At 71.2% G+C, this 21,503-nt stretch carries 19 protein-coding genes; 10 read left to right on the forward strand and 9 right to left on the reverse strand.

The features are described from left to right. Positions 1–32: 32 nt before the first annotated feature. The 4 genes from ASF44_RS28965 to ASF44_RS28980 are packed head-to-tail and all read right to left on the reverse strand — an operon-like array spanning position 33 to position 4,660. Positions 33–956: an ABC transporter permease gene (locus tag ASF44_RS28965; RefSeq protein WP_056902720.1), complete on the reverse strand. Its 924-nt coding sequence runs from the start codon at positions 954–956 to the stop codon at positions 33–35. Next, on the reverse strand, positions 953–2,011 hold the full coding sequence (locus ASF44_RS28970; RefSeq protein ID WP_056902721.1) for an ABC transporter permease: 1,059 nt from the start codon (positions 2,009–2,011) through the stop codon (positions 953–955). The genes ASF44_RS28965 and ASF44_RS28970 overlap by 4 nt, the downstream gene beginning before the upstream one ends. Continuing rightward, complete coding sequence (locus ASF44_RS28975; protein ID WP_056902722.1) at positions 2,008–3,648, reverse strand: ABC transporter ATP-binding protein; 1,641 nt, start codon at positions 3,646–3,648, stop codon at positions 2,008–2,010. The genes ASF44_RS28970 and ASF44_RS28975 overlap by 4 nt, the downstream gene beginning before the upstream one ends. A gap of 10 nt (positions 3,649–3,658) precedes the next feature. Beyond that, complete coding sequence (locus ASF44_RS28980) at positions 3,659–4,660, reverse strand: BMP family protein (RefSeq protein WP_056903062.1); 1,002 nt, start codon at positions 4,658–4,660, stop codon at positions 3,659–3,661. Positions 4,661–4,947: 287 nt separating this feature from the next. Between ASF44_RS28980 and ASF44_RS28985 the strand changes: the two genes are divergently transcribed. Together ASF44_RS28985 and ASF44_RS28990 are read left to right on the forward strand one after the other, a co-directional pair. After that, the gene (locus ASF44_RS28985) at positions 4,948–6,201 is read left to right on the forward strand and encodes an MFS transporter (protein WP_369820967.1); all 1,254 of its coding nucleotides are present in this window, start codon (positions 4,948–4,950) and stop codon (positions 6,199–6,201) included. A 236-nt stretch (positions 6,202–6,437) separates the two neighbouring features. Beyond that, on the forward strand, positions 6,438–7,025 hold the full coding sequence (locus ASF44_RS28990; protein ID WP_235579407.1) for a DUF4760 domain-containing protein: 588 nt from the start codon (positions 6,438–6,440) through the stop codon (positions 7,023–7,025). A 7-nt stretch (positions 7,026–7,032) separates the two neighbouring features. Here ASF44_RS28990 and mltB read toward each other — a convergent pair whose 3' ends face one another. The 4 genes from mltB to ASF44_RS29010 are packed head-to-tail and all read right to left on the reverse strand — an operon-like array spanning position 7,033 to position 12,063. After that, positions 7,033–8,142, reverse strand: coding sequence for a lytic murein transglycosylase B (gene mltB, locus ASF44_RS28995; protein WP_082525123.1), 1,110 nt, complete (start codon positions 8,140–8,142; stop codon positions 7,033–7,035). After that, positions 8,139–10,166 (reverse strand): DUF3488 and transglutaminase-like domain-containing protein, encoded by a 2,028-nt coding sequence (locus ASF44_RS29000; RefSeq protein ID WP_235579386.1) that lies wholly within the window; start codon positions 10,164–10,166, stop codon positions 8,139–8,141. Before ASF44_RS29000 ends, mltB begins: the two co-directional genes overlap by 4 nt. A gap of 8 nt (positions 10,167–10,174) precedes the next feature. Then, a complete protein-coding gene (locus ASF44_RS29005; protein WP_082525159.1) occupies positions 10,175–11,098 on the reverse strand; it encodes a DUF58 domain-containing protein in 924 nt (307 codons plus the stop codon). Between the two features lie 44 nt (positions 11,099–11,142). Next, positions 11,143–12,063 (reverse strand): MoxR family ATPase, encoded by a 921-nt coding sequence (locus tag ASF44_RS29010; RefSeq protein WP_056902726.1) that lies wholly within the window; start codon positions 12,061–12,063, stop codon positions 11,143–11,145. A gap of 43 nt (positions 12,064–12,106) precedes the next feature. On the opposite strand from ASF44_RS29010, the gene ASF44_RS29015 reads away from it, so the two are divergent. The 3 genes from ASF44_RS29015 (at position 12,107) to ASF44_RS29025 (ending at position 14,452) form a co-directional block, all read left to right on the forward strand. Further along, positions 12,107–13,060 (forward strand): histone deacetylase family protein, encoded by a 954-nt coding sequence (locus tag ASF44_RS29015; protein WP_056902727.1) that lies wholly within the window; start codon positions 12,107–12,109, stop codon positions 13,058–13,060. 91 nt (positions 13,061–13,151) lie between these two features. Then, positions 13,152–13,835 carry a hypothetical protein gene (locus ASF44_RS29020; protein WP_056902728.1) on the forward strand — a complete coding sequence of 228 codons (684 nt, stop codon included), beginning with the start codon at positions 13,152–13,154 and terminating at the stop codon, positions 13,833–13,835. Beyond that, the gene (locus tag ASF44_RS29025) at positions 13,832–14,452 is read left to right on the forward strand and encodes an ATP-binding cassette domain-containing protein (protein WP_235579387.1); all 621 of its coding nucleotides are present in this window, start codon (positions 13,832–13,834) and stop codon (positions 14,450–14,452) included. The genes ASF44_RS29020 and ASF44_RS29025 overlap by 4 nt, the downstream gene beginning before the upstream one ends. A gap of 1 nt (position 14,453) precedes the next feature. Here the strand turns inward: ASF44_RS29025 and ASF44_RS29030 are convergent, their stop codons facing one another. Next, positions 14,454–15,440, reverse strand: a complete 987-nt coding sequence (locus ASF44_RS29030) for an SDR family oxidoreductase (protein WP_056902729.1) — start codon at positions 15,438–15,440, stop codon at positions 14,454–14,456. A gap of 316 nt (positions 15,441–15,756) precedes the next feature. On the opposite strand from ASF44_RS29030, the gene ASF44_RS29035 reads away from it, so the two are divergent. The 5 genes from ASF44_RS29035 (at position 15,757) to ASF44_RS29055 (ending at position 21,371) form a co-directional block, all read left to right on the forward strand. Beyond that, positions 15,757–16,506, forward strand: a complete 750-nt coding sequence (locus tag ASF44_RS29035) for an electron transfer flavoprotein subunit beta/FixA family protein (RefSeq protein ID WP_056902730.1) — start codon at positions 15,757–15,759, stop codon at positions 16,504–16,506. 14 nt (positions 16,507–16,520) lie between these two features. Continuing rightward, complete coding sequence (locus ASF44_RS29040; RefSeq protein ID WP_056902731.1) at positions 16,521–17,453, forward strand: electron transfer flavoprotein subunit alpha/FixB family protein; 933 nt, start codon at positions 16,521–16,523, stop codon at positions 17,451–17,453. 84 nt (positions 17,454–17,537) lie between these two features. Then, the gene (locus ASF44_RS29045; RefSeq protein ID WP_056902732.1) at positions 17,538–19,325 is read left to right on the forward strand and encodes an acyl-CoA dehydrogenase; all 1,788 of its coding nucleotides are present in this window, start codon (positions 17,538–17,540) and stop codon (positions 19,323–19,325) included. A gap of 26 nt (positions 19,326–19,351) precedes the next feature. Further along, positions 19,352–20,305 (forward strand): nitronate monooxygenase family protein, encoded by a 954-nt coding sequence (locus ASF44_RS29050; RefSeq protein WP_056902733.1) that lies wholly within the window; start codon positions 19,352–19,354, stop codon positions 20,303–20,305. Between the two features lie 13 nt (positions 20,306–20,318). Next, complete coding sequence (locus ASF44_RS29055; RefSeq protein WP_056902734.1) at positions 20,319–21,371, forward strand: acyltransferase; 1,053 nt, start codon at positions 20,319–20,321, stop codon at positions 21,369–21,371. Positions 21,372–21,503: the final 132 nt, after the last annotated feature.

Consider the following 21,503-nt stretch of genomic DNA (forward strand, 5'->3'; position numbering starts at 1 on the left):
TCCCCGCGATGGCGGGCCCCGCCCGGCAGCTCCTAACGCTCGCCCTTGCGGTAGGGCTTCATGAGCGCCTGCGGATACGCTGCCTTGCGCGCCACCACGATGAGCGCCAGGATGGACAGCACGTAGGGCAGCATCAGGTACAGCTGGTAGGGCAGCACGGCATCGCCCGATTGCTGCAACCGCAGCTGCAGCGCATCGAAGAACGCGAACAGCAGCGCGCCCAGCAGCGCCTTGCCGGGCCGCCACGAGGCGAACACCACCAGCGCCACGCAGATCCAGCCGCGGCCGTTGACCATGTTGAAGAAGAAGGCGTTGAAGGCCGACAGCGTGAGGAAGCTGCCCGCCACGCCCATCAGCGCCGAGCCCGCCACGATGGCGGCCGTGCGCGTGCGCGCCACCGACAGGCCCTGGCCTTCGGCGGCCTGCGGGTTCTCGCCGACCATGCGCAGCGCCAGGCCCGCCGGCGTGCGGTAGAGCCCATAGGCGATCAGCGGCACCAGCAGCAGTGCCAGCAGCGTGAGCGGGGTCTGCGCGTTCAGCACCGGGATCGGCAGCCAGTCCATGGGCGCGAACGGCGTGACCGTGGGTGGCGTCGTGACCTTGGGAAAGCTCACGCGGTAGCCGTAGTACGACAGCGCCGTGGCCAGCATGGTGATGCCCAGGCCCGAGACGTGCTGCGACAGCGCCAGCCCCACGGTCAGGAACGCATGCAGCAGGCCGAACACCGCGCCCGTGAGCGCCGCGACGGCCACGCCGATCCAGAGCGGCCAGCCCAGATAAACGGCCAGCCAGCCGGCGAAGGCGCCTGCGACCATGATGCCCTCGATGCCCAGGTTGAGCACGCCGGCGCGCTCGCACAGCAGCACGCCCAGCGTGCCGAGGATCAGCGGCGAGGCGATGCGCAGCACCGCGACCCAGAAGGCGCTGTTGGCCAGGATGTCCAGGATGTCGCTCATCGGCGGACCCTGTACTGCGTCAGCAGCGTGGCCACCAGCACCGCGAGCAGCGCGGTGGCCACGATCACGTCGGCGATGTAGGTCGGCACGCCCACGGCACGGCTCATGGTGTCGGCGCCCACCAGCACGCCAGCCACGAAGACGGCCGAGGCGACCACGCCCAGCGGGTGCAGGCCGGCCAGCATGGCGATCACGATGCCGGCGTAGCCATAGTTGGGCGACATGTCCAGCGTCACGTAGCCGGTGCGGCCCGCGACCTCAATGGCGCCGGCCAGGCCGGCCAGCGCGCCCGACAGCAGGGCCGTGAGCACCACCGTGCGCGTGACGGGCACGCCGGCGAAGGCCGCAGCGCGCGCATTGGCGCCCAGCGCGCGGATGTCGAAGCCCAGCACCGTGAAGCGGAAGATCGCCCACACCAGCACGGCCAGCACCAGGCCCCACAGCAGCCCGGTGTGCACGCGCGTCTGCGCGATGAGCTTGGACAGCTCCAGTTCGCCCTGCAGCGCCACGCTCTGCGGCCAGCCCATGGCCAGCGGGTCCTTCATGGGGCCGTCGAGCAGCGCGCCGACAGCCAGCAGCATGATGAAGTTGAACAGCAGCGTGGTGACGACCTCGTCCACGCCCAGCTTGTTCTTCATGAGCGCGGGGCCCAGCAGCAGCAGCGCGCCGGCCAGCGCCGCGGCCGCCATCATGAGCGGGAACAGCACCCACACCGGCCATGCGAGTCCGGTGCCGCCGTGCATGCCGCCGACAGCCACGGCGGCGATGGCGCCGGCATAGAGCTGGCCCTCGGCACCGATGTTGAACAGCCGGGCCTTGAAGGCCACGGTGGCGGCCAGGCCGGTCAGGATCAGCGGGATGGCGCGGGTGAGCGTTTCGCTCCAGGCGAACACCGAGCCGAAGCCGCCGGCCAGCAACAGGCCGTAGGTGCGCGCGACGGGCGCGCCGGCCCACAGCACCAGCAGCGCGGCCACGAGCAGCGTGAACGCGACCGCGCCCACGGGTGCCAGCAGCAGCGCGCCGCGCGAGACTTCGTGGCGACGTTCCAGCCTCATGCCGTCACCTCCGCGCTGCCGGCCATCGCCAGGCCGATGGCCTCGCGCGTCCATTGTTCGGCCGGCCGCGCCGGGCCCAGGTGGCCGGCGTGCATGACGGCCACGCGGTCGCCCAGCGTCAGCACCTCGTCGAGGTCGTCGGAGATCAGCAGCAGCGCGGCACCGGCGTCGCGCGCGGCGATCAGCTGCTGCTGCACGAAGGCGACGGCGCCGATGTCCAGGCCCCAGGTGGGCTGGTGCACGACGATGAGGGCCGGAACGGAGACCGTGGCCCCCACGCTCCCCGCTGCGCGTGGTTCGCTGCCCCCCGAGGGGGCTGCCCCGCCTTGGGGCGGCCCGGCGGCGGGGCATGCCGCGTCGGCCGCCGGCAACAGCGCCCTGCCCAGGATGAGTTTCTGCATGTTGCCGCCCGACAGCGACCGGGCAGAGGTGTGCAGGCCGCCGCCGCGCACGTCGAAGGTTTCCATGATGCGCTGGGCCTGCGCCGTGGCGGCACGCTGGCGGATCCAGCGCAGGCCGGCCAGCGCGCGCGAGAAGGTGGGCGTGCGCAGCCGTTCGGACACGGCGTTCTCCCACTGCGGCAGGTCGCCGACCACGCCCGTGCCGTGCCGGTCTTCCGGGATCCGCGCCACGCCCTGCTGGACGAGCCCGCCTGGCGTCTGCGGCAGCGGCCGGCCTTGCAGCGTCGCCGTGCCGGCGGTGGCGGGGCGCATGCCGGTCAGCAGCTCGGCCAGCGCGGCCTGGCCGTTGCCGGACACGCCGGCGATCGCGGTGATCTCGCCGGCGCGCAGGGTCAGGCACAGGTCGCGCAGGCGGTCGTTGCCGTGGCCGGCGGTGTGCACGTTCGTCAGTTCGCAGACCACGGCGCCGACCCGCTGCGCGGGCTGTCGCTCGCGCTGCTGCACGGCATGGCCGACCATCCAGCGTGCCAGCTGGGCTTGGTCGCAATCGGCGGTGCGGCCCTCGGCCACGAGCTTGCCATGGCGCAGCACGGCCACGCGGTGCGACACGCGCAGCACCTCGCCGAGCTTGTGGCTGATGAAGACGATGGCCAGGCCCTGGGCGACCATTTCGGCCAGCGTGCCGAACAGCTGCTCGCTCTCCTGCGGCGTCAGCACGGCCGTGGGCTCGTCCAGGATCAGGATGCGCGCGCCGCGGTACAGCGCCTTGAGGATCTCCACGCGCTGGCGCTCGCCCACCGACAGGTCGCCCACCCGCGCGTCCGCGTCGACCGGCAGGCCGAAGCGCTGCGCCACGTCGAGCAGGTGCGCGCGTGCGGCGGCGCGGCGCGACACCGGGCGCCACAGCGGCTCGGTGCCCAGGATGATGTTGTCGAGCACGCTCAGGTTGTCGGCCAGCGCGAAGTGCTGGTGCACCATGCCCACGCCGGCCGCGAGCGCCGCGCGCGGGTTGCCGGGCGCAAGCACGCGGCCGAACACCTCGATGCGGCCGGCGTCGGCGGTGTAATGGCCGAACAGGATGGACATCAGCGTGGACTTGCCGGCGCCGTTCTCGCCCAGCAGGGCCAGCACCTCGCCCTGGCGCAGGTCCAGCGAGATGCCGTCGTTGGCAACCAGGCTGCCGAAGCGCTTGGTGATGCCCTGCAGGCGCAGCACCATCGGCGCTTCGACGCTCATCGGCCCTTGCTCACTTGGCCGTGGACTTGGGCTGGCCGTCGTCGATCTTGACCGTGTACTTGCCGGCCAGGATCTCGGCCTCGCGCGCGCGCACCTTGGCCACCAGGTCGGCCGGGATCTTCTTCTCGAAGGTGCCGAGCGGCGAGAGCGCCGAGCCCTTGTGCTGCATGTGCGAGTAGACGCCGTAGTCCTCGGGCTTGAACTGGCCCTCGCGCACGAGCTTGAGCGCGCGGTCGATCGAGGGCTCCATGTTCCACAGCGCCGAGACGACCACGGTGTCGGGGTACTGGGCCTGGGTGTCGATCACGTTGCCGATGGCCAGCACCTTGCGTTCCTTGGCCGCGTCGCTGACGCCGAAGCGCTCGGCGTAGAGCACGTCCGCGCCCTTGTCGACCATGGCGAAGGCGGCTTCCTTGGCCTTGGGCGGATCGAACCAGCTGTTGATGAAGCTCACGCTGAACTCGACCTTGGGGTTGATCTCCTTCGCGCCGGCCATGAAGGCGTTCATGAGCCGGTTGACCTCGGGGATCGGGAAGCCGCCGACCAGGCCGATCTTGTTGCTCTTGGTCATGCCGCCGGCCACCATGCCGGTGAGGTAGGCGGGCTCCTGGATGTAGTTGTCGAACACGCTGAAGTTGGGCGCCTGCGGCTTGCCCGAGCTGCCCATCAGGAACATGGTCTTGGGGAAGTCCTTGGCCACCTTGCGGGCCGCGGCCTCGACCGCGAAGGCCTCGCCCACGATGAACTGGTTGCCGGCCGTGGCGTACTCGCGCATCACGCGCTCGTAGTCGGCGTTGGCCACGTTCTCGGTGGCCTTGTATTCGATCTCGCCGCGCGCCTCGGCAGCCTTGAGCGCCTTGTGGATGCGGCCCACCCATTGCTGCTCGAAGGGCACGGTGTAGACCGCGGCCACCTTGAGCTTGGCCTGCTGGGCGATGGCGGTGTGCGGCAGGCCCATGGCAGTGACTGCGGCGGCTGCGGCGGCGAGGATCAGGGGACGGCGTTGGGTCATGTTGGTGGATTCCTCCAGGGCAAGATGGCGGGGTTCAGCAATATCGGTGCCATGTGCATTGTGGCGCGCCCAGCGCGGTGCGCGGCGCAGGGGCGGGCGGCGTGCGCCGCCGTGCTGCATGGAGCCGGGCGCATGCACGCGCGCCGTGCGGCCGTGCACCATGGCGTGCAGCGCCACGGCCGGCATGGCGGCATGCACGGCGGCACCGTGGGCGGATCGGCAGCCGCCTAGAATGCCGACGCTTTTCCGAAGGCGCCTGTCCGGGCGCTTTTTCTTTTGGCCACGCCGTGAGCGCTTCCCCTTCTCCCCCATCCGCCGCACGGCATGTGCTGCGGCATCCGGGCATGCGTGCCTTCATGGCCGCGCGCGTGGCCGCCGTGCTGGCCACCCAGGTGCAGGCGGTGGTCGTGGCCTGGCAGGTCTACGACCTCACGCGCGAACCGCTGGCTCTGGCCTATGTGGGCCTGGCGCAGTTCATCCCGATGCTGTGCCTGCTGCTGCCGGCCGGCGACCTCATGGACCGCTTCGCGCGCCGGCCCATCCTGGCCGCCAGCTGGGTGGTCTCGGCGCTGTGCAGCGCGCTGCTGTGGTGGCTGTCGGGCCATGGACTGGCGGGCGTCTCGTCCATCTACGGCGTGCTGGTGCTGTACGGCTGCGCGCGCGCCTTCGCCGGGCCGGCGCTGCAAAGCCTGCTGCCGCAGATCGTGCCGCGCGCGCAGCTGGCCCAGGCGATCGCGGTCAACAGCATGCTGATGCGCAGCGCCACCATCACCGGCCCCTTCCTGGGCGGGCTGCTGTATGCGGTGGGCGGCGGCGAACTCACCTACCTGGTGTGCCTGGGCTGCTTCGTGCTCGGGGCCATCCTGCTGCGCTACGTGACGGTGGTGCATGCCGGGCCGCGCGTCGTGGGCGGCACGATCTGGACGCGCTTTGCCGAGGGCATCGGCTTCATCCGCTCGCGGCCCGTGATCCTGGGCTGCATCTCGCTGGACCTGTTCGCCGTGCTGCTGGGCGGCGTGGTGGCACTGCTGCCGATCTATGCGCACGAGGTGCTGCACGTGGGGCCGCAGGGGCTGGGTGCGCTGCGCAGCGCGATGGCGGTGGGCGAAGTCGGCATGGGGCTGTACCTGAGCGCGCGGCCCCTGAACCGGCGCGTGGGCGCGACCATGTTCGGCGCGGTGGCGGTGTTCGGCGTGGCCAACCTGGTGTTCGCGCTGTCGCACTGGTTCTGGCTGTCGTTCGCGGCGCTGCTGGTGGCCGGCATGGCCGACATGGTCAGCGTCTACATCCGCGGGGCGCTGGTGCAGTTCTCCACGCCGGACGCCATGCGCGGGCGGGTGCAGGCGGTCAACATGCTGTTCATCGGCTCGTCCAACGAGCTGGGCGAGTTCCGCGCCGGCACCAGCGCAGCCTGGCTGGGGCCGGTCGGGGCCGCCCTGGCCGGTGGAATCTGCACGCTGGCCGTGGTCGGCACCTGGGCCGCAGCCTTCGGCGGCCTGCGCCGGCTGGACCGCTTCGAGCAGGCCAGCCCCCCGCCTTGAAGGCCCTGGGGTTGCCACCAGCTATGGCATACTGTTTCGGCGCAGAACGGTGGCTCCACCGGCCCTGCGAAGCCTGATGGTTCCGCTTCCCGGGACCATGGCAGTGCAACCGCAAGGAGGTCACATGGCAAGATGCTTCACGGAAGGCGATGGCTTCGCATAAGGGCGATCCGTCGTTCTGGAGGCCCAGCTTCGTGCTGGGCCTTTTGTTTTTTGCGGCACTGATTTCCTTGGCCGTGTTCTTCTGGTGGCATGCCTGGCTGCGCCGCACGGCGCCGGCCGAGGCGCTGGACAAGCAGCAGATCGTGGTGCTGCTGGCGGCCTGGCTGGCCGTGATCGGCTGGATCACCACGGCCTGGACCTCGATCCGCAATTCGGTCAAGCAGCACACCGTCAACACGCTGCTGCAGTCGCGCCTGTCGGCCACCTACATGGAGCGCGCCGACCGCGTCAACAAGTTCTTCGGCGCCTACGAGGCGCACCATCCACTGCGCACGCGCGACCCCGATGCCGACCCGACGCAGGGCATTGCCGGCGACGACGAGGAGGCGCTGCGCTACATCCTCAACTACTTCGAGTACATCGCCATCGGCGTGCGCCACGGCGACCTGCACGAGGCCATGCTGCGCGCCAGCCTGCGCTCGATCCTCACCAAGACCACCTTCTACTCGCGCGACTGGATCGAGCGGCGCGTGGGTGGCGGCCCCTCGCTGTCGCCCAATCCGCTGCTGTACCGCAACCTGCGCTGGCTGTATCTGCGCTGGCGCGACGTGGATGGGGTGCCGGGCAACGACCTGCGCGCGTTCTCGATGGTGCGCAGCTGAACCCGGCTCAGCGGTCCAGCGCCTCGCGCACCGCCTGCCCGAGTTCCAGCACCGCCATCGCGTAGTAGCTGGACCAGTTGTAGCGCGTGATCACGTAGAAGTTCTCGGTGCCGGCCACGTACTGGGCCGGCTCGGCGCCGTTCTGCAGTTCGACCAGCGCCAGCGGCCCCGTGTGCGCCAGCGCCTCGCCCTGCAGCACCGCGCCCTTGGCCGTGAAGCTCTCCACGCCGAAGCTGGGCAGGATGTCGGGTGCCAGCAGCGTGTCCATGTCCGCCTGCGCGGTGAAGCCGACCGGGTAGGTGGCCGGCATGCCGGTCTTCCAGCCGAAGGCCTTGAAGTAGTTGGCGACCGAGCCGATCACGTCGTCCACGCTGCCGAACAGGTCGATGCGGCCATCGCCGTCGAAGTCCACCGCGTAGCGCACCCAGCTGGACGGCATGAACTGCGGCATGCCCATGGCGCCCGCGTAGCTGCCGCGCCAGGCATGCGGGTCCACGCCGGTGCGTTGCGACAGGCTCAGCAGCTGCTCGAGCTCGCCCAGGAAGAACGCGCTGCGCTCGGCCGCGCGCGGGTGCGCCTTCGGGAAGTCGAAGGCCAGCGTGGTCACGGCGTCGATGACGTTGAAGCCGCCCATCTGCTGGCCGTAGATGGACTCGACGCCGACGATGCCCACGATGATCTCGGCCGGCACGCCGTATTCGCGCTCGGCGCGCGCCAGGGCCTCGCGGTGCTCCTGCCAGAAGCGCACGCCGGCGCGGATGCGGATCGGCTCGACGAAGCGGCTGCGGTAGACGCGCCAGTTCTTGGGCGTGCCGCTGGGCGCCGGCGTCATGAGCCGCTGCACCTGCGGCAGCAGCCGGGCCTGGCCGATGGCCTGGCGCACCCATTCGCGGTCCAGGTCGCGGCGCGTGGCGATGTCGTCGGCCGCGCGCAGCACCTCGGGCCGGGTGGCGTAGAGCGGGCCGGGGGCGGGGGCGGCGGCCTTGGCGGCGGGGCGCTTCTTGCTGGGAGCCGTGGATTGGGCGTGCGCGGGGGTGGCGAGCAGGGCGGCGGCCAGGAGTGCGAGTGGCGCGAGTGGCGCGAATGGCGCGAGGCTGGATCGGAGCAGGCGGTTCATGCGGGGGATGTTGGGGTGGGCCAGGGCAGGCGTCGGTACTCGCGCCGCAGCGTGGCCAGTTCCAGGGCCGGCCCGCGTGCATAGCGCTGCGCCTCCAGGCGCAGCAGCCAGTCGCGCAAGGGCGCCAGCTGCTGCGGCCCGGCCGCGGCAGCCGGCAACTGTACAAGCAGCAGGGCTAGCTGCCGCGGCGCCGCCTGCGGCGGCACGGCCAGGCCGGCGGCGCGCAGGCGCTCGCGTGCCTGGTGCAACAGGCGCAGCCAGGGATCGTGCTGGCGCCGCTCCCACAGCGTCCAGCCGACACCGCCCAGGCTGGCCAGCACCAGCAGCGCGGCGAGCAGTCGGCCCAGGTCCTGCCAGTCGGGCGCGTCGAAGCCCAGCGCGCGCAGCAGGTCCAGCTGGCGGCTCTGCGTGTAGTTCAGCACCCACTGGTTCCAGCGGTTGTTGACGGCCTCCCAGGCCGCGCGGAGCTGGGCCGCGACGTTGGGGTTGACGTTGCCCACCGCCGTGGCGAAGGCACCCTGCGGCGCGCGCAGCCGCTGCAGGCTGCCGATGCGGCCCGGCGCCACGGCGCCGGTGGGGTCCACGCGCACCCAGCCCTGGCCGGCGTGCCAGACCTCGGTCCAGGCATGGGCATCGCTCTGGCGCACGGTCCAGTAGCCGTCCACGGCATTCATCTCGCCGCCCTGGTAGCCGGTGACGATGCGGGCCGGCACGTCCAGGGCACGCATCAGCACCACGAAGGCCGAGGCGATGTGCTCGCAAAAGCCCTCCTTGCGGTCGAACCAGAACTCGTCGGCTGTGTGCTCGCCATAGACGCCGGGCTCCAGCGTGTAGCTGTAGCCGCCCGTGCGCAGGCGCTCCAGCGCCGCGGCCACCAGCACAGCGCTGCCGGCCTCGGCGTAGCGCGGGTCGCGCCGCAGCTCGGCGGCCAGCGCCAGCGTGCGCGGATTGCGGCCCGGTGGCAGCTGCAGGTCGGCCTGCAGCTCGGCCGTGCGGCGCTGCGGTCCGTAGCGGAAATCGGTGTGGCTCTGGGCGCGGTAGCGCACGAGGTCGGTGATGGGCCGGTTGGCCAGCCAGGCCAGGTCCTGCGTCTGCAGGGCCTGCAGGCCGGCGAGTTCGGGCCGGCGCGAGGCCACGTCCAGCAGCAGCAGCCAGGGCCGGTTGTGCGGCTCCAGCGTGACCTCGTAGGCGGTCGGCGCGCCGTTCAGCTGCAGGTTGCGCTGGGGCGGGGTGTTGAAGCTGTAGTCGCCGCGGCCCTGGCGCCACTGGCGGCCGTCGAACTCCGACAGCACCGGCCCGCGGAAGTACAGCTCGCCCTGCAGCGGCGGCTGGCCGTCGAAGCGGATGCGCATGGCGATGCTGTCGTCCAGCGCCAGGCTGGCGAGGTTGCCGACCTCCATGGTGGAGGACAGGCCGCTGCGCCCGCTCATGGCGTCGCTCGGGATGCCCCACAGCGGCGCCAGCCGCGGGAACAGCAGGAACAGCACCAGCATGATGGGCGCGCCCACGGTGGCCATGCGCAGGGCGTGGCGGGCCGATTCCGCCAGCGGTGGCCGGCCCACCGGCATGTGGGCGTTGACCAGCGCCGTCAGCAGGCCCAGCAGGCCGACCAGCATGGCCGCCGCGGTGACCAGCGACTGCGAGAAGAAGAAGTTCGTGAGCATCGTGAAGAAGCCCAGGAAGAACACCACGAAGGCGTCGCGCCGTGCGCGCAGCTCCAGCGTCTTGAGCGCCAGCAGCGAGACCAGCAACGTGACGCCGGCGTCGCGGCCCAGCAGCGTGCGGTGGCTCATGAGCGTGAGGCCCAGCGTCAGCGCCAGCAGCGCCGCCAGCCACCAGCGCGAGGGCAGGGGCCGCGCGCCGAGCGCGATCCAGCCGCGCCACAGCAGCACAGCGCCGGCCAGGAGGCTGCACCACAGCGGCAGCCGCGCCACCTGCGGCAGCAGGATCCAGCCGATCACGGCCAGCAGGAACAGCGTGTCGCGGCCGTCGCGCGGCAGCTCGCCCGCGAGGCGCCGGGGCACGAGACGGCTCAGCACAGCGCCAATGCCTCCAGGCAGCGCCGCCTGTGGGCCTCGCCGCTGGCGGGCGGCACCTCCATGCCGGGTACGCGCAGGCCGTATTCCAGCGCCAGCCTGTCGGCCTGCAGCACCCAGGCGCACAGGCGCGCCAGGCGCTGCTCGCTGTCGGGCAGCTGGGCCAGGGCCGCGTCCAGCCAGAGCGTGTGGCGCTGCGCCTGCTGGCTGTCGCGGCTGACCAGCTCGCCGGCCTTGGCGGCCTTCTTCCAGACCACCAGCTTGAGCGGGTCGCCGCGGCGGTAGGCGCGCACGCCGTCGAATTCGCCCGTGCTGGCGGCCTGGCGCGCCATGGCGCCTGCGGCATGCGGCTCGCCCGCGGGCAGCGGTGGCGGGTGCGCTTCGGGTTGCGGGTAGACCAGCACCTGGGCGGCCGGGCGCCACAGGGTCCAGACGCGGAAGGCGCCCATCGGGAAGCGGGTCTCCAGCGTCAGCGTGGGGATGGGGTGCAGGCCGCGCCGTGCCGGCGAGAAGGCCACGTGCACCTGGCTGCGGCCGCCCGCGGGCACGTCCACGAAGGCCTGCCTGGCGGTGTCCAGCAGGCTGGCGGCGATGCCATGCCGAGGGGTCTTGCGCGTGCTGGCCAGCTCCAGCGTGAGCGTGCTGCCGCTGCCTAGGAACTGCGGCTCGGGCGGCAGCAGGTGCAGCTGCAGGCCGCGCAGCGTGGCGTGGCCCACGTGCATGCCGACCAGCGCGCAGCCGGCCAGCAGGAACGTGAGCAGGTAGCCCAGGTTCAGCTGGTAGTTGATGGATGCCAGCAACAGCACGAGCACGGTGGCGCCCAGCATCAGGCCGGCGCGCGTGGGCAGGATGTAGATGTTGCGCTGGGTCAGCAGCATCTGGTCGCTGCGCGGCAGCCGTGCCTCCCACCAGCGCTGCATGGCACCGCGCCAGGGCCGCAGGGGGTTCAGGCGTGCCGTCCAGCTCACGGCAGCGGGACGGCCTCGACCATGGCGCGCACCTGCTCCACCGCGCCGCGGCCCGCGTCGCCGACGGGCACGAGCCGGTGCGCCACGGTCTGCGGCAGGATGGCCTGCACGTCGTCCGGCGCCACGTAGTCGCGCCCGGCCAGCAGGGCCTGGGCCTTGGCCGCGCGCACGACGGCGATGCCGGCGCGCGGCGACAGCCCCTGCAGGAACCAGCGGCCCGAGCGCGTGGCGGCGATCAGGTCCTGCACGTACTCGACCAGTGGCGGCGCCACGTGCACCTGCAGCACCTGCTGCTGCAGCGCCTGCAGCTGCGCGGCCGTCAGCAGCGCGGGCAGGGCGTCGACGAGTGCGCGCCGGTCTTCGCCGGCCAGCAGCAGGCGTTCGGCCGCGCGGTCGGGGTAGCCGATGGAGATGCGCATGAGGAAGCGGTCCAGCTGCGACTCGGGCAGCGCGAACGTGCCGAGCTGGTCCTGCGGATTCTGCGTGGCGATGACGAAGAAGGGGCGCGGCAGCGGCCGCGTGGCGCCCTCGACCGTCACCTGCTTCTCCTCCATGGCCTCGAGCAGCGCGCTCTGCGTCTTGGGGCTGGCGCGGTTGATCTCGTCGGCCAGGAGGATCTGCGCGAACAGCGGGCCGGGGTGGAAGACGAAGGCCTCCTTGCCGCGTTCGTAGACCGAGACGCCCGATAGGTCGGAGGGCATCAGGTCGGAGGTGAACTGCACGCGCGAGAACTGCAGGCCGAAGGTGCGCGCCAGCGCATGGGCCAGCGTGGTCTTGCCCACGCCAGGCACGTCCTCGATCAGCAGGTGGCCGCCCGCCAGCAGGCATGCCACGCAATCCTGGACCTGGGCCTCCTTGCCCACGATCACGCCGTTGAGCTGGCGCAAGAGGTCCTTGACTTTCTCTTGTACGATCATCGCGAGACCTTACCCGAAAACAATTGCGAGAGAGACGACAGCCGTGAACCAGACGGGATACTTCAGCCACCGCGATTGTTGGAAGCACGAGATGGGCCCGGGCCATCCGGAATGCCCCGAGCGGCTCGACGCCATCGAGGACCGCCTGCTCGTCTCGGGGGTGGGCGACGCGCTCGACCGGCGCGAGGCCCCGCTGGCCACGGTCGGCGACCTGGAACTGGCGCACGGCCGCATGCACGTGGCCGCCATCCGCGGCATGACCGACAACCTGCAGGAGCAGATCGTGGCAGGCGGTCCCGCGCACGCGCAGATCGATCCCGACACCAGCATGAACGTGCACACCTGGAATGCCGCGCTGCGGGCTGCCGGTGCCGCGCTGGCGGCCACCGACGCGGTGATCGGCGGTGAGCTGGAGAACGCCTTCTGCGCCGTGCGCCCGCCCGGCCACCACGCCTGCCGCGACCAGGCCATGGGCTTCTGCTTCTTCAACAACGTGGCGATCGCCGCGCGCTACGCACTGGAGCGGCATGGCCTGTCGCGCGTGGCCATCGTCGACTTCGACGTGCACCACGGCAACGGCACCGAGGACATCGTGGCCGGCGACCCGCGCATCCTGATGGCCAGCTTCTACCAGCACCCGTTCTATCCGATGGACTGGAAGCACCGGCAGGCCGACAACCTCGTGAACCTGCCCGTGCCGGCCTACACGCGCGGCATGGACGTGCGCGAGATGATCGACATGCTCTGGCTGCCGCGGCTGGAGGCGCACAGGCCCGAGATGGTCTTCATCAGCGCCGGCTTCGACGCGCACCGCGAGGACGACATGGGCCAGCTCGGCCTGGTCGAGCAGGACTATGTGTGGATCACCGCCTGCATCAAGGACATCGCGCGCCGCCATGCCAAGGGCCGCATCGTGAGCTGCCTGGAAGGCGGCTACCACCTGGGCGCGCTGGCGCGCAGCGTGGAGGCGCACATCCGCGTGCTGGCCGACCTGTAACGCCACCTGCCGCGTGGCCGGCTGCGGCTACCATGGGCCGCTGCACCCCGCGCCGGGTGCGCATCCACACAACATCCCAGGGAGTCCACACATGGCAAACATCCATTTCATCGGCGGCGAGAAGGGCGGCGTCGGCAAGTCGCTGACATCGCGCCTGCTCGCGCAGTACTGCATCGACCGGCAGCTGCCGTTCACCGCCTTCGACACCGACCGCTCGCACGGCGCGCTGCTGCGCTTCTACGCAGACTATTCCGCGCCCGTGGCCATGGACCGCACCGAGGCGCTGGACGCCATCGTCGAGGCCGCGGTGGAGCAGCCCGAGCGCCGCGTGCTGGTCGACCTGGCCGCGCAGACGCACGAGACGCTGGCCCAGTGGATGGAGGAGGCCAGCCTGCTGGCCGTGGCGGCCGACGAGGGCATCCAGCTGCACTACTGGCATGTGATGGACGCCGGCAAGGACTCGGCCGACCTGCTGGGCAAGCTGCTCGACCGCTTCGGCGAAGGCCTGCGCTACGTGCTGGTGCGCAACCAGGTGCGCGGCAGCGATTTCTCGGCACTCGAGCAGTCCGGCCAGCAGCAGCGCGCCGAGGCGCTGGGCGCCAAGGTGGTGCAGATCAAGAAGCTCAACGAGAGTGCGCTGCTCAAGATCGACGGCGCCAGCAGCAGCTTCTGGAAGGCGACCACCTCCGGCGGCGGGCTGGGCCTGCTGGACCGCCAGCGCGTGAAGACCTGGCTGGCCGACAGCTACCGCGAGTTCGACACGGTCGGCCTGTGATCGACATCCAGGGCCTGCGCTTCGCCTTTCCGGATGCGGCGGGCGAGGCGCCGCTGATCGCCGGCTGGTCGGCCCGCATCGGCCCTGGCATCACGCTGCTGCACGGCGACACGGGCGCGGGCAAGAGCCTGCTGCTGCGGCTGCTGGCGGGCGTGCAGGCCGCCGATGCCGGCCGCCTGCAGATCGGCGACGCGGTGCTGGCCGATGCGCCGGAACGCTACCGCGCGCAGCTGTTCTTTGTCGATCCGGCCACGCAGCAGTTCGACCAGATGACGGGCCACGCCTGCCTGGCGCAGCTGGCCGGGGCCGATCCCGACATGGCCTTGCGCGATGCGCTGGTCGAGGGCTTCGGCCTGGCGCCGCACCTGGAGAAGTCGCTGTACATGCTGTCCACCGGCTCCAGGCGCAAGGTGTGGTTGGCCGCCGGGCTGGCCGGGCGCTGGCCGGTGCTGCTGCTGGACGAACCCACCGCCGCGCTGGACCAGGGTTCGGTGCGCTGCCTGTGGGATGCACTGGCCACCATCGGCGCGGCGCGCCAGCGCACCGTGCTCGTGGCCAGCAGCGAGGCCGTCACGGCCGTGCCGCTGACTGCGCGCATCGACCTGCCGCTCTATTGACTCAGCTGCGGTCGCGGTCCTGCGTGGCCAGCAGCACGCCGAGCGCCACGGCGCCCAGCACGGCAAGTCCAAGGCCCAGCGCCAGCTTGTTTTTGGGCTTGGGTTCGGGCCGGAAGCCGCCGTGCACGGCCGGATGGCGCGAGGCGTCGAACAGGTTGCCTTGCGAGATGGGCGTGCGCTGGGCGCGGGCCAGCGCACGGTCGGCCATCCACTTGCCGATGCGGCCCGTGGTAGCCGGCGCCGCCGCCTGGGCCAGCCGGCCGGCCAGCGCAGCCGAGCCCAGCCACAGCGTGGGCCGCGGCCGGCGTGCCAGCCGCACGATGGCGCTGGCCACGGCATCCGGATCGACCAACGGCGGCGGTGGCGCGAGCTTGCGCCCGGTGTAGTTGGCACCGTGGCGCAGGCCCGGCGTGTCGACGAAGGTGGGGCAGACATCGCAGACCTGCACGCCCGGCAGGTCCGACAGCTCCGCCCGCAGCGCGGCCGACCAGCCGCGCAGGCCGAACTTGCTGGCCGTGTAGGCGCCGGCGTAGGGCGTGGCGACCCAGCCGCCCAGCGAGATCATGTTGATCAGCACGCCGCTGCCCTGGCTGCGGAAATGCGGCAGCACCGCATGGGCGCCATGCATGTGGCCGAGCAGGTTGGCCTCGACCACGCGGCGGTGCGCTTCCATGGGCGTGGCCTCGAAGCGGCCCACGGCGCCCACGCCCACGTTGTTGATCCAGACGTCGATGCCGCCGAAGCGCCGCAGCGCCGCACCGGCCAGTGCGCGCACGGCCTTGGCGTCGGTGACGTCGGTGGGCACGGCGATGGCCTGGGCGCCGAACCGGGCGCATTGCGCGGCCACGCGCTCCAGGGCTTCGGTGCCGCGTGCCGCCAGCACCAGCCGCGCACGCTGCTGCGCGAAGGCCAGGGCGGTGGCACGGCCGATGCCGCTGGAGGCGCCGGTGATGACGACGACGGGGGAAGGGGGGAGGGTGGAGCGCATTCTTGTTTCGGTGCGTTGTGCTCGTGATGACGGAGCGCACAGCATAGTTGCAATGGCAGTGCCCCACGCTGAAGTGCCTGTGACCGCAGGCATCTTCGGCAACGGTCCGACACAGGGCCGGCGTGCAGCCCTACAGGGCAAGGCACGGCGGCTGCGTGCGCGCGTGGGCGCGTGCGGGGGCCTGCGGGCGCGCAGGTGTTTCCACTGTCCCGCCGGTGTCTTTGCCGGGGGTGTCCCGGCAGGGGCGCGCACTAGAATCCGGCAGTTTTTGTTCCTGCAGCCTGCGCAAGCAGCAAATGAAAGAGGAGTCGCATCAATGAAGGTCCTGGTTCCCGTCAAGCGCGTGGTCGACTACAACGTGAAGGTCCGCGTGAAGTCCGACGGCAGCGGCGTCGACATCGCCAACGTCAAGATGAGCATGAACCCGTTCGACGAGATCGCCGTCGAAGAAGCCGTGCGCCTGAAGGAAAAGGGCGTGGTCACCGAAGTCATCGCCGTGTCCTGCGGCGTGCAGCAGTGCCAGGAAACCCTGCGCACCGCCATGGCCATCGGCGCCGACCGCGCCATCCTGGTCCAGACCGACGCCGAGCTGCAACCCCTGGCCGTGGCCAAGCTGCTCAAGGCCCTGGTCGACAAGGAACAGCCCGGCCTCATCATCCTCGGCAAGCAGGCCATCGACGACGACGCCAACCAGACCGGCCAGATGCTGGCGGCCCTGGCCGACCTGCCGCAGGCCACCTTCGCCAGCAAGGTCGAAGTGGCTGGCGACAAGGTCAAGGTCACGCGCGAGGTCGACGGCGGCCTGGAGACGCTGGAGCTGTCCACGCCCGCCGTCATCACCACCGACCTGCGCCTGAACGAGCCGCGCTACGTCACGCTGCCCAACATCATGAAGGCCAAGAAGAAGCAGCTGGACACCTTCAAGCCCGAGGACCTGGGCGTGGACGTGGCCAGCAAGCTCAAGACGCTGAAGGTCTCCGAGCCGCCCAAGCGCAGCGCCGGCATCAAGGTGCCCGATGTGGCCACGCTGGTCGCCAAGCTCAAGACCGAAGCCAAGGTCATCTGAAGGAGAACAAGAACATGACCATCCTCGTCATCGCTGAACACGACAACGCCTCCGTCAAGAGCGCCACCCTGAACACCGTCACCGCCGCCGTCGCCTGTGGTGGCGATGTGCACGTGCTGGTCGCCGGCGAGAACGCTGGCGAAGCCGCCAAGGCTGCCGCGCAGATCGCCGGCGTGGCCAAGGTGCTGCTCGCCGACGGCGCCGGCCTGGGCCACGGCCTGGCCGAGAACGTGGCCGCCCAGGTGCTGGCCATCGCCGGCAACTACAGCCACATCCTGTTCCCGGCCACCGCCAGCGGCAAGAACGTCGCCCCGCGCGTGGCCGCCAAGCTGGACGTGAGCCAGATCAGCGACATCACCAAGGTCGACGGCCCCGACACCTTCGAGCGCCCGATCTACGCCGGCAACGCGATCGCCACCGTGCAGAGCGGCGACAGCGTCAAGGTCATCACCGTGCGCGGCACCGGCTTCGACGCTGCAGCCGCCACGGGTGGCTCCGCTGCCGTCGAAAGCCTGTCGGCCGTGGCAGCCAGCGACAAGAGCAGCTTCGTCGGCTCGGAGATCGCCAAGAGCGAGCGCCCGGAACTGACGGCGGCCAAGATCATCGTCTCCGGTGGCCGTGCCCTGGGCAGCGCCGAGAAGTTCACCGAAGTCATGACCCCGCTGGCCGACAAGCTGGGCGCGGCCATCGGCGCCAGCCGCGCGGCCGTGGACGCAGGCTACGCCCCCAACGACCTGCAGGTCGGCCAGACCGGCAAGATCGTGGCACCGCAGCTGTACATCGCAGCCGGCATCTCGGGCGCGATCCAGCATCTGGCCGGCATGAAGGACAGCAAGGTCATCGTGGCCATCAACAAGGACCCCGAGGCACCGATCTTCTCGGTGGCCGACTACGGACTGGAGGCGGACCTGTTCGTCGCCGTGCCGGAACTGGTCAAGGCCCTGTGAGGACCTGAGCCCCCACGGTCCAGTGCAAGGGCATCGCAGCGCGATGCCCTTTTTCATTTCAGAAGACAGAACGAGGAGATTCGGATGGCCTACACCGCGCCGCTGAAGGACATGCTGTTCAACATCCGCCACCTGGCGCGCATCGACGAGATCGCGCAGCTGCCGGGCTTCGAGGACGCGGGCCTGGAGACGGCGCAGGCCGTGCTCGAAGAGTCGGCCCGCTTCAACCAGGACGTGGTGGCGCCGCTGAACGAAGCCGGCGACCGCAACCCCTCGGCCTGGAGCGACGGCGTGGTGACCACCACTCCGGGCTTCAAGGATGCGTTCAAGCAGTTCGCAGCGGGCGGGTGGCAGGGCCTGCAGCACCCGGCCGACTTCGGCGGCCAGGGCCTGCCCAAGACCATCGGCGCGGCCTGCGGCGAGATGCTGAATTCGGCCAACCTGAGCTTCGCGCTGTGCCCGCTGCTGACGGACGGCGCCATCGAGGCGCTGCTGACGGCCGGCAGCGAGCAGCTCCAGGCCACCTACCTGGAACGGCTCGTCAGCGGCGAGTGGACCGGCACCATGAACCTGACCGAGCCGCAGGCCGGCAGCGACCTGGCCCTGGTGCGCACGCGCGCCGAGCCCCTGCCCGACGGGCGCTACAAGCTCTTCGGCACCAAGATCTTCATCACCTACGGCGAGCACGACATGGCGGACAACATCGTCCACCTGGTGCTGGCCCGCGTGCAGGGCGCGCCCGAGGGCGTCAAGGGCATCAGCCTGTTCGTGGCGCCCAAGTTCCTCGTGAACGCCGACGGCTCGCCGGGCCAGCGCAACGACGTGCGCTGCGTGAGCATCGAGCACAAGCTGGGCATCAAGGCCAGCCCCACCGCCGTGCTGCAGTTCGGCGACGCGGGCGAGGGGGCCATCGGCGAGCTGGTCGGCGAGGAAAACCGCGGCCTCGAATACATGTTCATCATGATGAACGCGGCGCGCTACGCCGTGGGCGTGCAGGGCATCGCGGTGGCCGAGAGCGCCTACCAGAAGGCTGCCGCCTTCGCCAAGGACCGCGTGCAGAGCCGCCCGGTGGACGGCAGCGTGGCCGGCAGCGCCTCCATCGTCCACCACCCCGACGTGCGCCGCATGCTGATGACCATGCGCGCGTTGACCGAGGGCTGCCGCGCCATGGCCAGCGTGGCGGCTGCAGCGTACGACGCCGCCCACCACCATCCCGACGCCCAGGTGCGCAAGGACAACCAGGCCTTCTACGAGTTCATGGTGCCGCTGGTCAAGGGCTACAGCACCGAGATGAGCCTGGAGGTGACCTCGCTGGGCGTGCAGGTGCACGGCGGCATGGGCTTCATCGAGGAAACGGGCGCGGCGCAGTTCTACCGCGATGCGCGCATCCTGCCGATCTACGAGGGCACGACCGCGATCCAGGCCAACGACCTCGTGGGCCGCAAGACCGCGCGCGATGGGGGCAAGGGCGCCAAGGCCATCGCCGCCCAGGTGGAGGCGACCGAGGCAGAGCTCGCCGCCAGCGGCAGCGCCGACGCCCAGGCCGTGGCGCGCCGGCTGGCCGCCGCGCGCCAGGCCTTCGCCGAGGTGGTGGACTTCATCGCGGGCGCGAGCCGCAGCGACCCCAACGCGGTCTACGCCGGCTCCGTGCCCTACCTGCTGCTGGCCGGCAACCTGGTGGCGGGCTGGCAACTGGCGCGCGGCCTGCTCGCGGCCGAGCAGCACCGTGGCGAAGATCCGGCCTTCATGCAGGCCAAGATCGCCACTGCGCGCTTCTATGCCGAGCACATCCTGACCCGCGTGCCGGGCCAGCGCGACGCCATCGTCGACGGTGCCGCCTCGGTGACAGCGCTGCCGCTCGAAGCCTTCTGACAATACAAGACCACCCGAGGAGACCCATGTCCAAACTGCCTGGCGCCCTGGCCGACCTGCCGCTGCCCATCATCGGCTCGCCGCTGTTCATCATCAGCAACCCCAAGCTCGTCATCGCGCAGTGCACGGCCGGCGTGGTCGGCTCCATGCCTTCGCTCAATGCGCGGCCGGCGGAGCTGCTGGAGGAGTGGCTCATCGAGATCACCGAGGGCCTGGCCGCCTGGAACCGCGACCACCCGGACCAGCCGGCCGCGCCGTTCGCGATCAACCAGATCGTGCACAAGTCCAACGAGCGGCTGGAACACGACATGGCGCTGTGCGTGAAGTACAAGGTGCCGATCATCATCACCTCGCTGGGCGCGCGCGAGGACATCAACGCCGCGGCGCACAGCTATGGCGGCGTGGTGCTGCACGACATCATCAACAACCGGTTCGCGCGCAAGGCGATCGAGAAGGGCGCCGACGGCCTGATCGCGGTGGCCGCCGGTGCCGGCGGCCATGCGGGCGTGAAGAGCCCGTTCGCGCTGGTCCAGGAGATCCGCCAGTGGTTCGACGGCCCGGTGGCGCTGTCGGGCAGCATCGCCACAGGTGGCGCCGTGCTGGCGGCGCAGGCCATGGGCGCCGACTTCGCCTACATCGGCTCGGCCTTCATCGCCACCGAGGAAGCGCGCGCGGCAGAGGGCTACAAGCAGGCCATCGTCGCCGGCACGTCCGACGACATCGTCTACAGCAACCTGTTCACGGGCGTGCACGGCAACTACCTGGCGCCCAGCATCCGCGCGGCCGGGCTCGACCCGGAGAACCTGCCCGAGAGCGACCCGAGCAAGATGAACTTCGGCGGCGACGCCAAGAAGGCCTGGAAGGACATCTGGGGCTGCGGCCAGGGCATCGGCGTGGTCGACAAGGTGCGCCCGGCCGGCGAATTCATCGCGCAACTGCGCCGCGAGTACGACACCGCGCGCCGCCGCCTGCTGGCCTGAAGCGCCTGGCTCCATGACCGATCGGCTCGGGCCGGTCGACGCACTCAAGGCGTTCGCCTGCGTGCTGATCGTCTGGCACCACCTGGCCTTCTACGGGCCGATGTCCGACCTTGCCCGGCCGCTGGCGCCGGCCGTGGTCGACTGGCTCTACACCTACGGCCGCATGGCGGTCCAGCTGTTCCTGGTGGCCTCGGGCTTCCTGCTGGCACGCGGCATGGGGCCGGGCCGCAGGCCGTCCGGGCCGTGGCCCGCGCAGGTCGGCCGGCGCTACCTGCGGCTGCTGGTGCCCTATGCGGCCGCGCTGGTGCTGGCCATCCTGGTGGCCGACCTGGTGCGCAACAGCGTCGGCCATCCGGATGCGCCGGCGACGCCCACCTGGGCGCAGCTGCTGGCGCACCTGCTCATGGTGCAGGACCTGCTGGGCGAGGAGGCGCTCTCGGCCGGCGTCTGGTACGTGGCGATCGACCTGCAGCTGTTCGCGCTGGCGGCGCTGCTGTGCCGCCTGCCCGGTGCGGCAGCCGCTGCCGCCGTCGCGGGCCTGACGGCGGTCTCGCTGTTCTGGGGCAACCTGGACCACCGGTTCGAGGCGACGGCGCTGTATTTCTTCGGCGCGTATGGGTTCGGCCTGCTGGCGGGATGGTCGGCCCGCTCGGCCCGGCCCTGGGCGGGGCTGGCCGCCGTGGCCGCGCTCGGCATCGCCGCGCTGGTGCTCGATTGGCGCGACCGCATCGCGGTCGCGTGGGTGTGCGCCCTGGCCCTGGGCGCGCTGCAGGCCGCCGGGGCGATGGCCTGGCAGCCGCCGCGCTGGATCGGCTGGCTGTCGCGCATCTCCTACCCGGTCTTCCTCGTGCATTTCTCCGTGCTGTTGGGGACTGGCGCGCTGTGGGCCTGGCTGTGGCCCGATGGCGCGGCCGTGCACGCCTTGGGCATGGTGGTGGCGTTCGCGCTGTCGCTGGCGGCGGGGGCTGCACTGCAGCGGCTGGAGCAGCGCATCGTGCGCCCGCGCGCCGCACTGGGCTGGCAGCTGGCGGTGCTGGCGGCCGGCCTGGTCGCGATGGGGATCTGAGGCCGTCCGGGCCAAGCGCTCCACAGGACCGCATGCCACCGCACTTCACCATCTCTGCAGCGCCCGACGGCGCCCGGTTCGCCGCCCGCGCGCGGTCCGGGCGCGCGCGCCATGTGCAGCCCGTCGCCGATG

Source organism: Pseudorhodoferax sp. Leaf274 (assembly GCF_001422445.1).
GTDB lineage: Bacteria > Pseudomonadota > Gammaproteobacteria > Burkholderiales > Burkholderiaceae_C > Pseudorhodoferax.

Coding starts and splice junctions, on each gene's coding strand:
- ASF44_RS28965 (WP_056902720.1), bottom strand. CDS start 956: ATGAGCGACATCCTGGACATCCTGGCCAACAGCGCCTTCTGGGTCGCG.
- ASF44_RS28970 (WP_056902721.1), bottom strand. CDS start 2,011: ATGAGGCTGGAACGTCGCCACGAAGTCTCGCGCGGCGCGCTGCTGCTG.
- ASF44_RS28975 (WP_056902722.1), bottom strand. CDS start 3,648: ATGAGCGTCGAAGCGCCGATGGTGCTGCGCCTGCAGGGCATCACCAAG.
- ASF44_RS28980 (WP_056903062.1), bottom strand. CDS start 4,660: ATGACCCAACGCCGTCCCCTGATCCTCGCCGCCGCAGCCGCCGCAGTC.
- mltB (WP_082525123.1), bottom strand. CDS start 8,142: ATGAACCGCCTGCTCCGATCCAGCCTCGCGCCATTCGCGCCACTCGCG.
- ASF44_RS29005 (WP_082525159.1), bottom strand. CDS start 11,098: ATGCAGCGCTGGTGGGAGGCACGGCTGCCGCGCAGCGACCAGATGCTG.
- ASF44_RS29010 (WP_056902726.1), bottom strand. CDS start 12,063: ATGATCGTACAAGAGAAAGTCAAGGACCTCTTGCGCCAGCTCAACGGC.
- ASF44_RS29020 (WP_056902728.1), top strand. CDS start 13,152: ATGGCAAACATCCATTTCATCGGCGGCGAGAAGGGCGGCGTCGGCAAG.
- ASF44_RS29030 (WP_056902729.1), bottom strand. CDS start 15,440: ATGCGCTCCACCCTCCCCCCTTCCCCCGTCGTCGTCATCACCGGCGCC.
- ASF44_RS29035 (WP_056902730.1), top strand. CDS start 15,757: ATGAAGGTCCTGGTTCCCGTCAAGCGCGTGGTCGACTACAACGTGAAG.
- ASF44_RS29040 (WP_056902731.1), top strand. CDS start 16,521: ATGACCATCCTCGTCATCGCTGAACACGACAACGCCTCCGTCAAGAGC.
- ASF44_RS29045 (WP_056902732.1), top strand. CDS start 17,538: ATGGCCTACACCGCGCCGCTGAAGGACATGCTGTTCAACATCCGCCAC.
- ASF44_RS29050 (WP_056902733.1), top strand. CDS start 19,352: ATGTCCAAACTGCCTGGCGCCCTGGCCGACCTGCCGCTGCCCATCATC.
- ASF44_RS29055 (WP_056902734.1), top strand. CDS start 20,319: ATGACCGATCGGCTCGGGCCGGTCGACGCACTCAAGGCGTTCGCCTGC.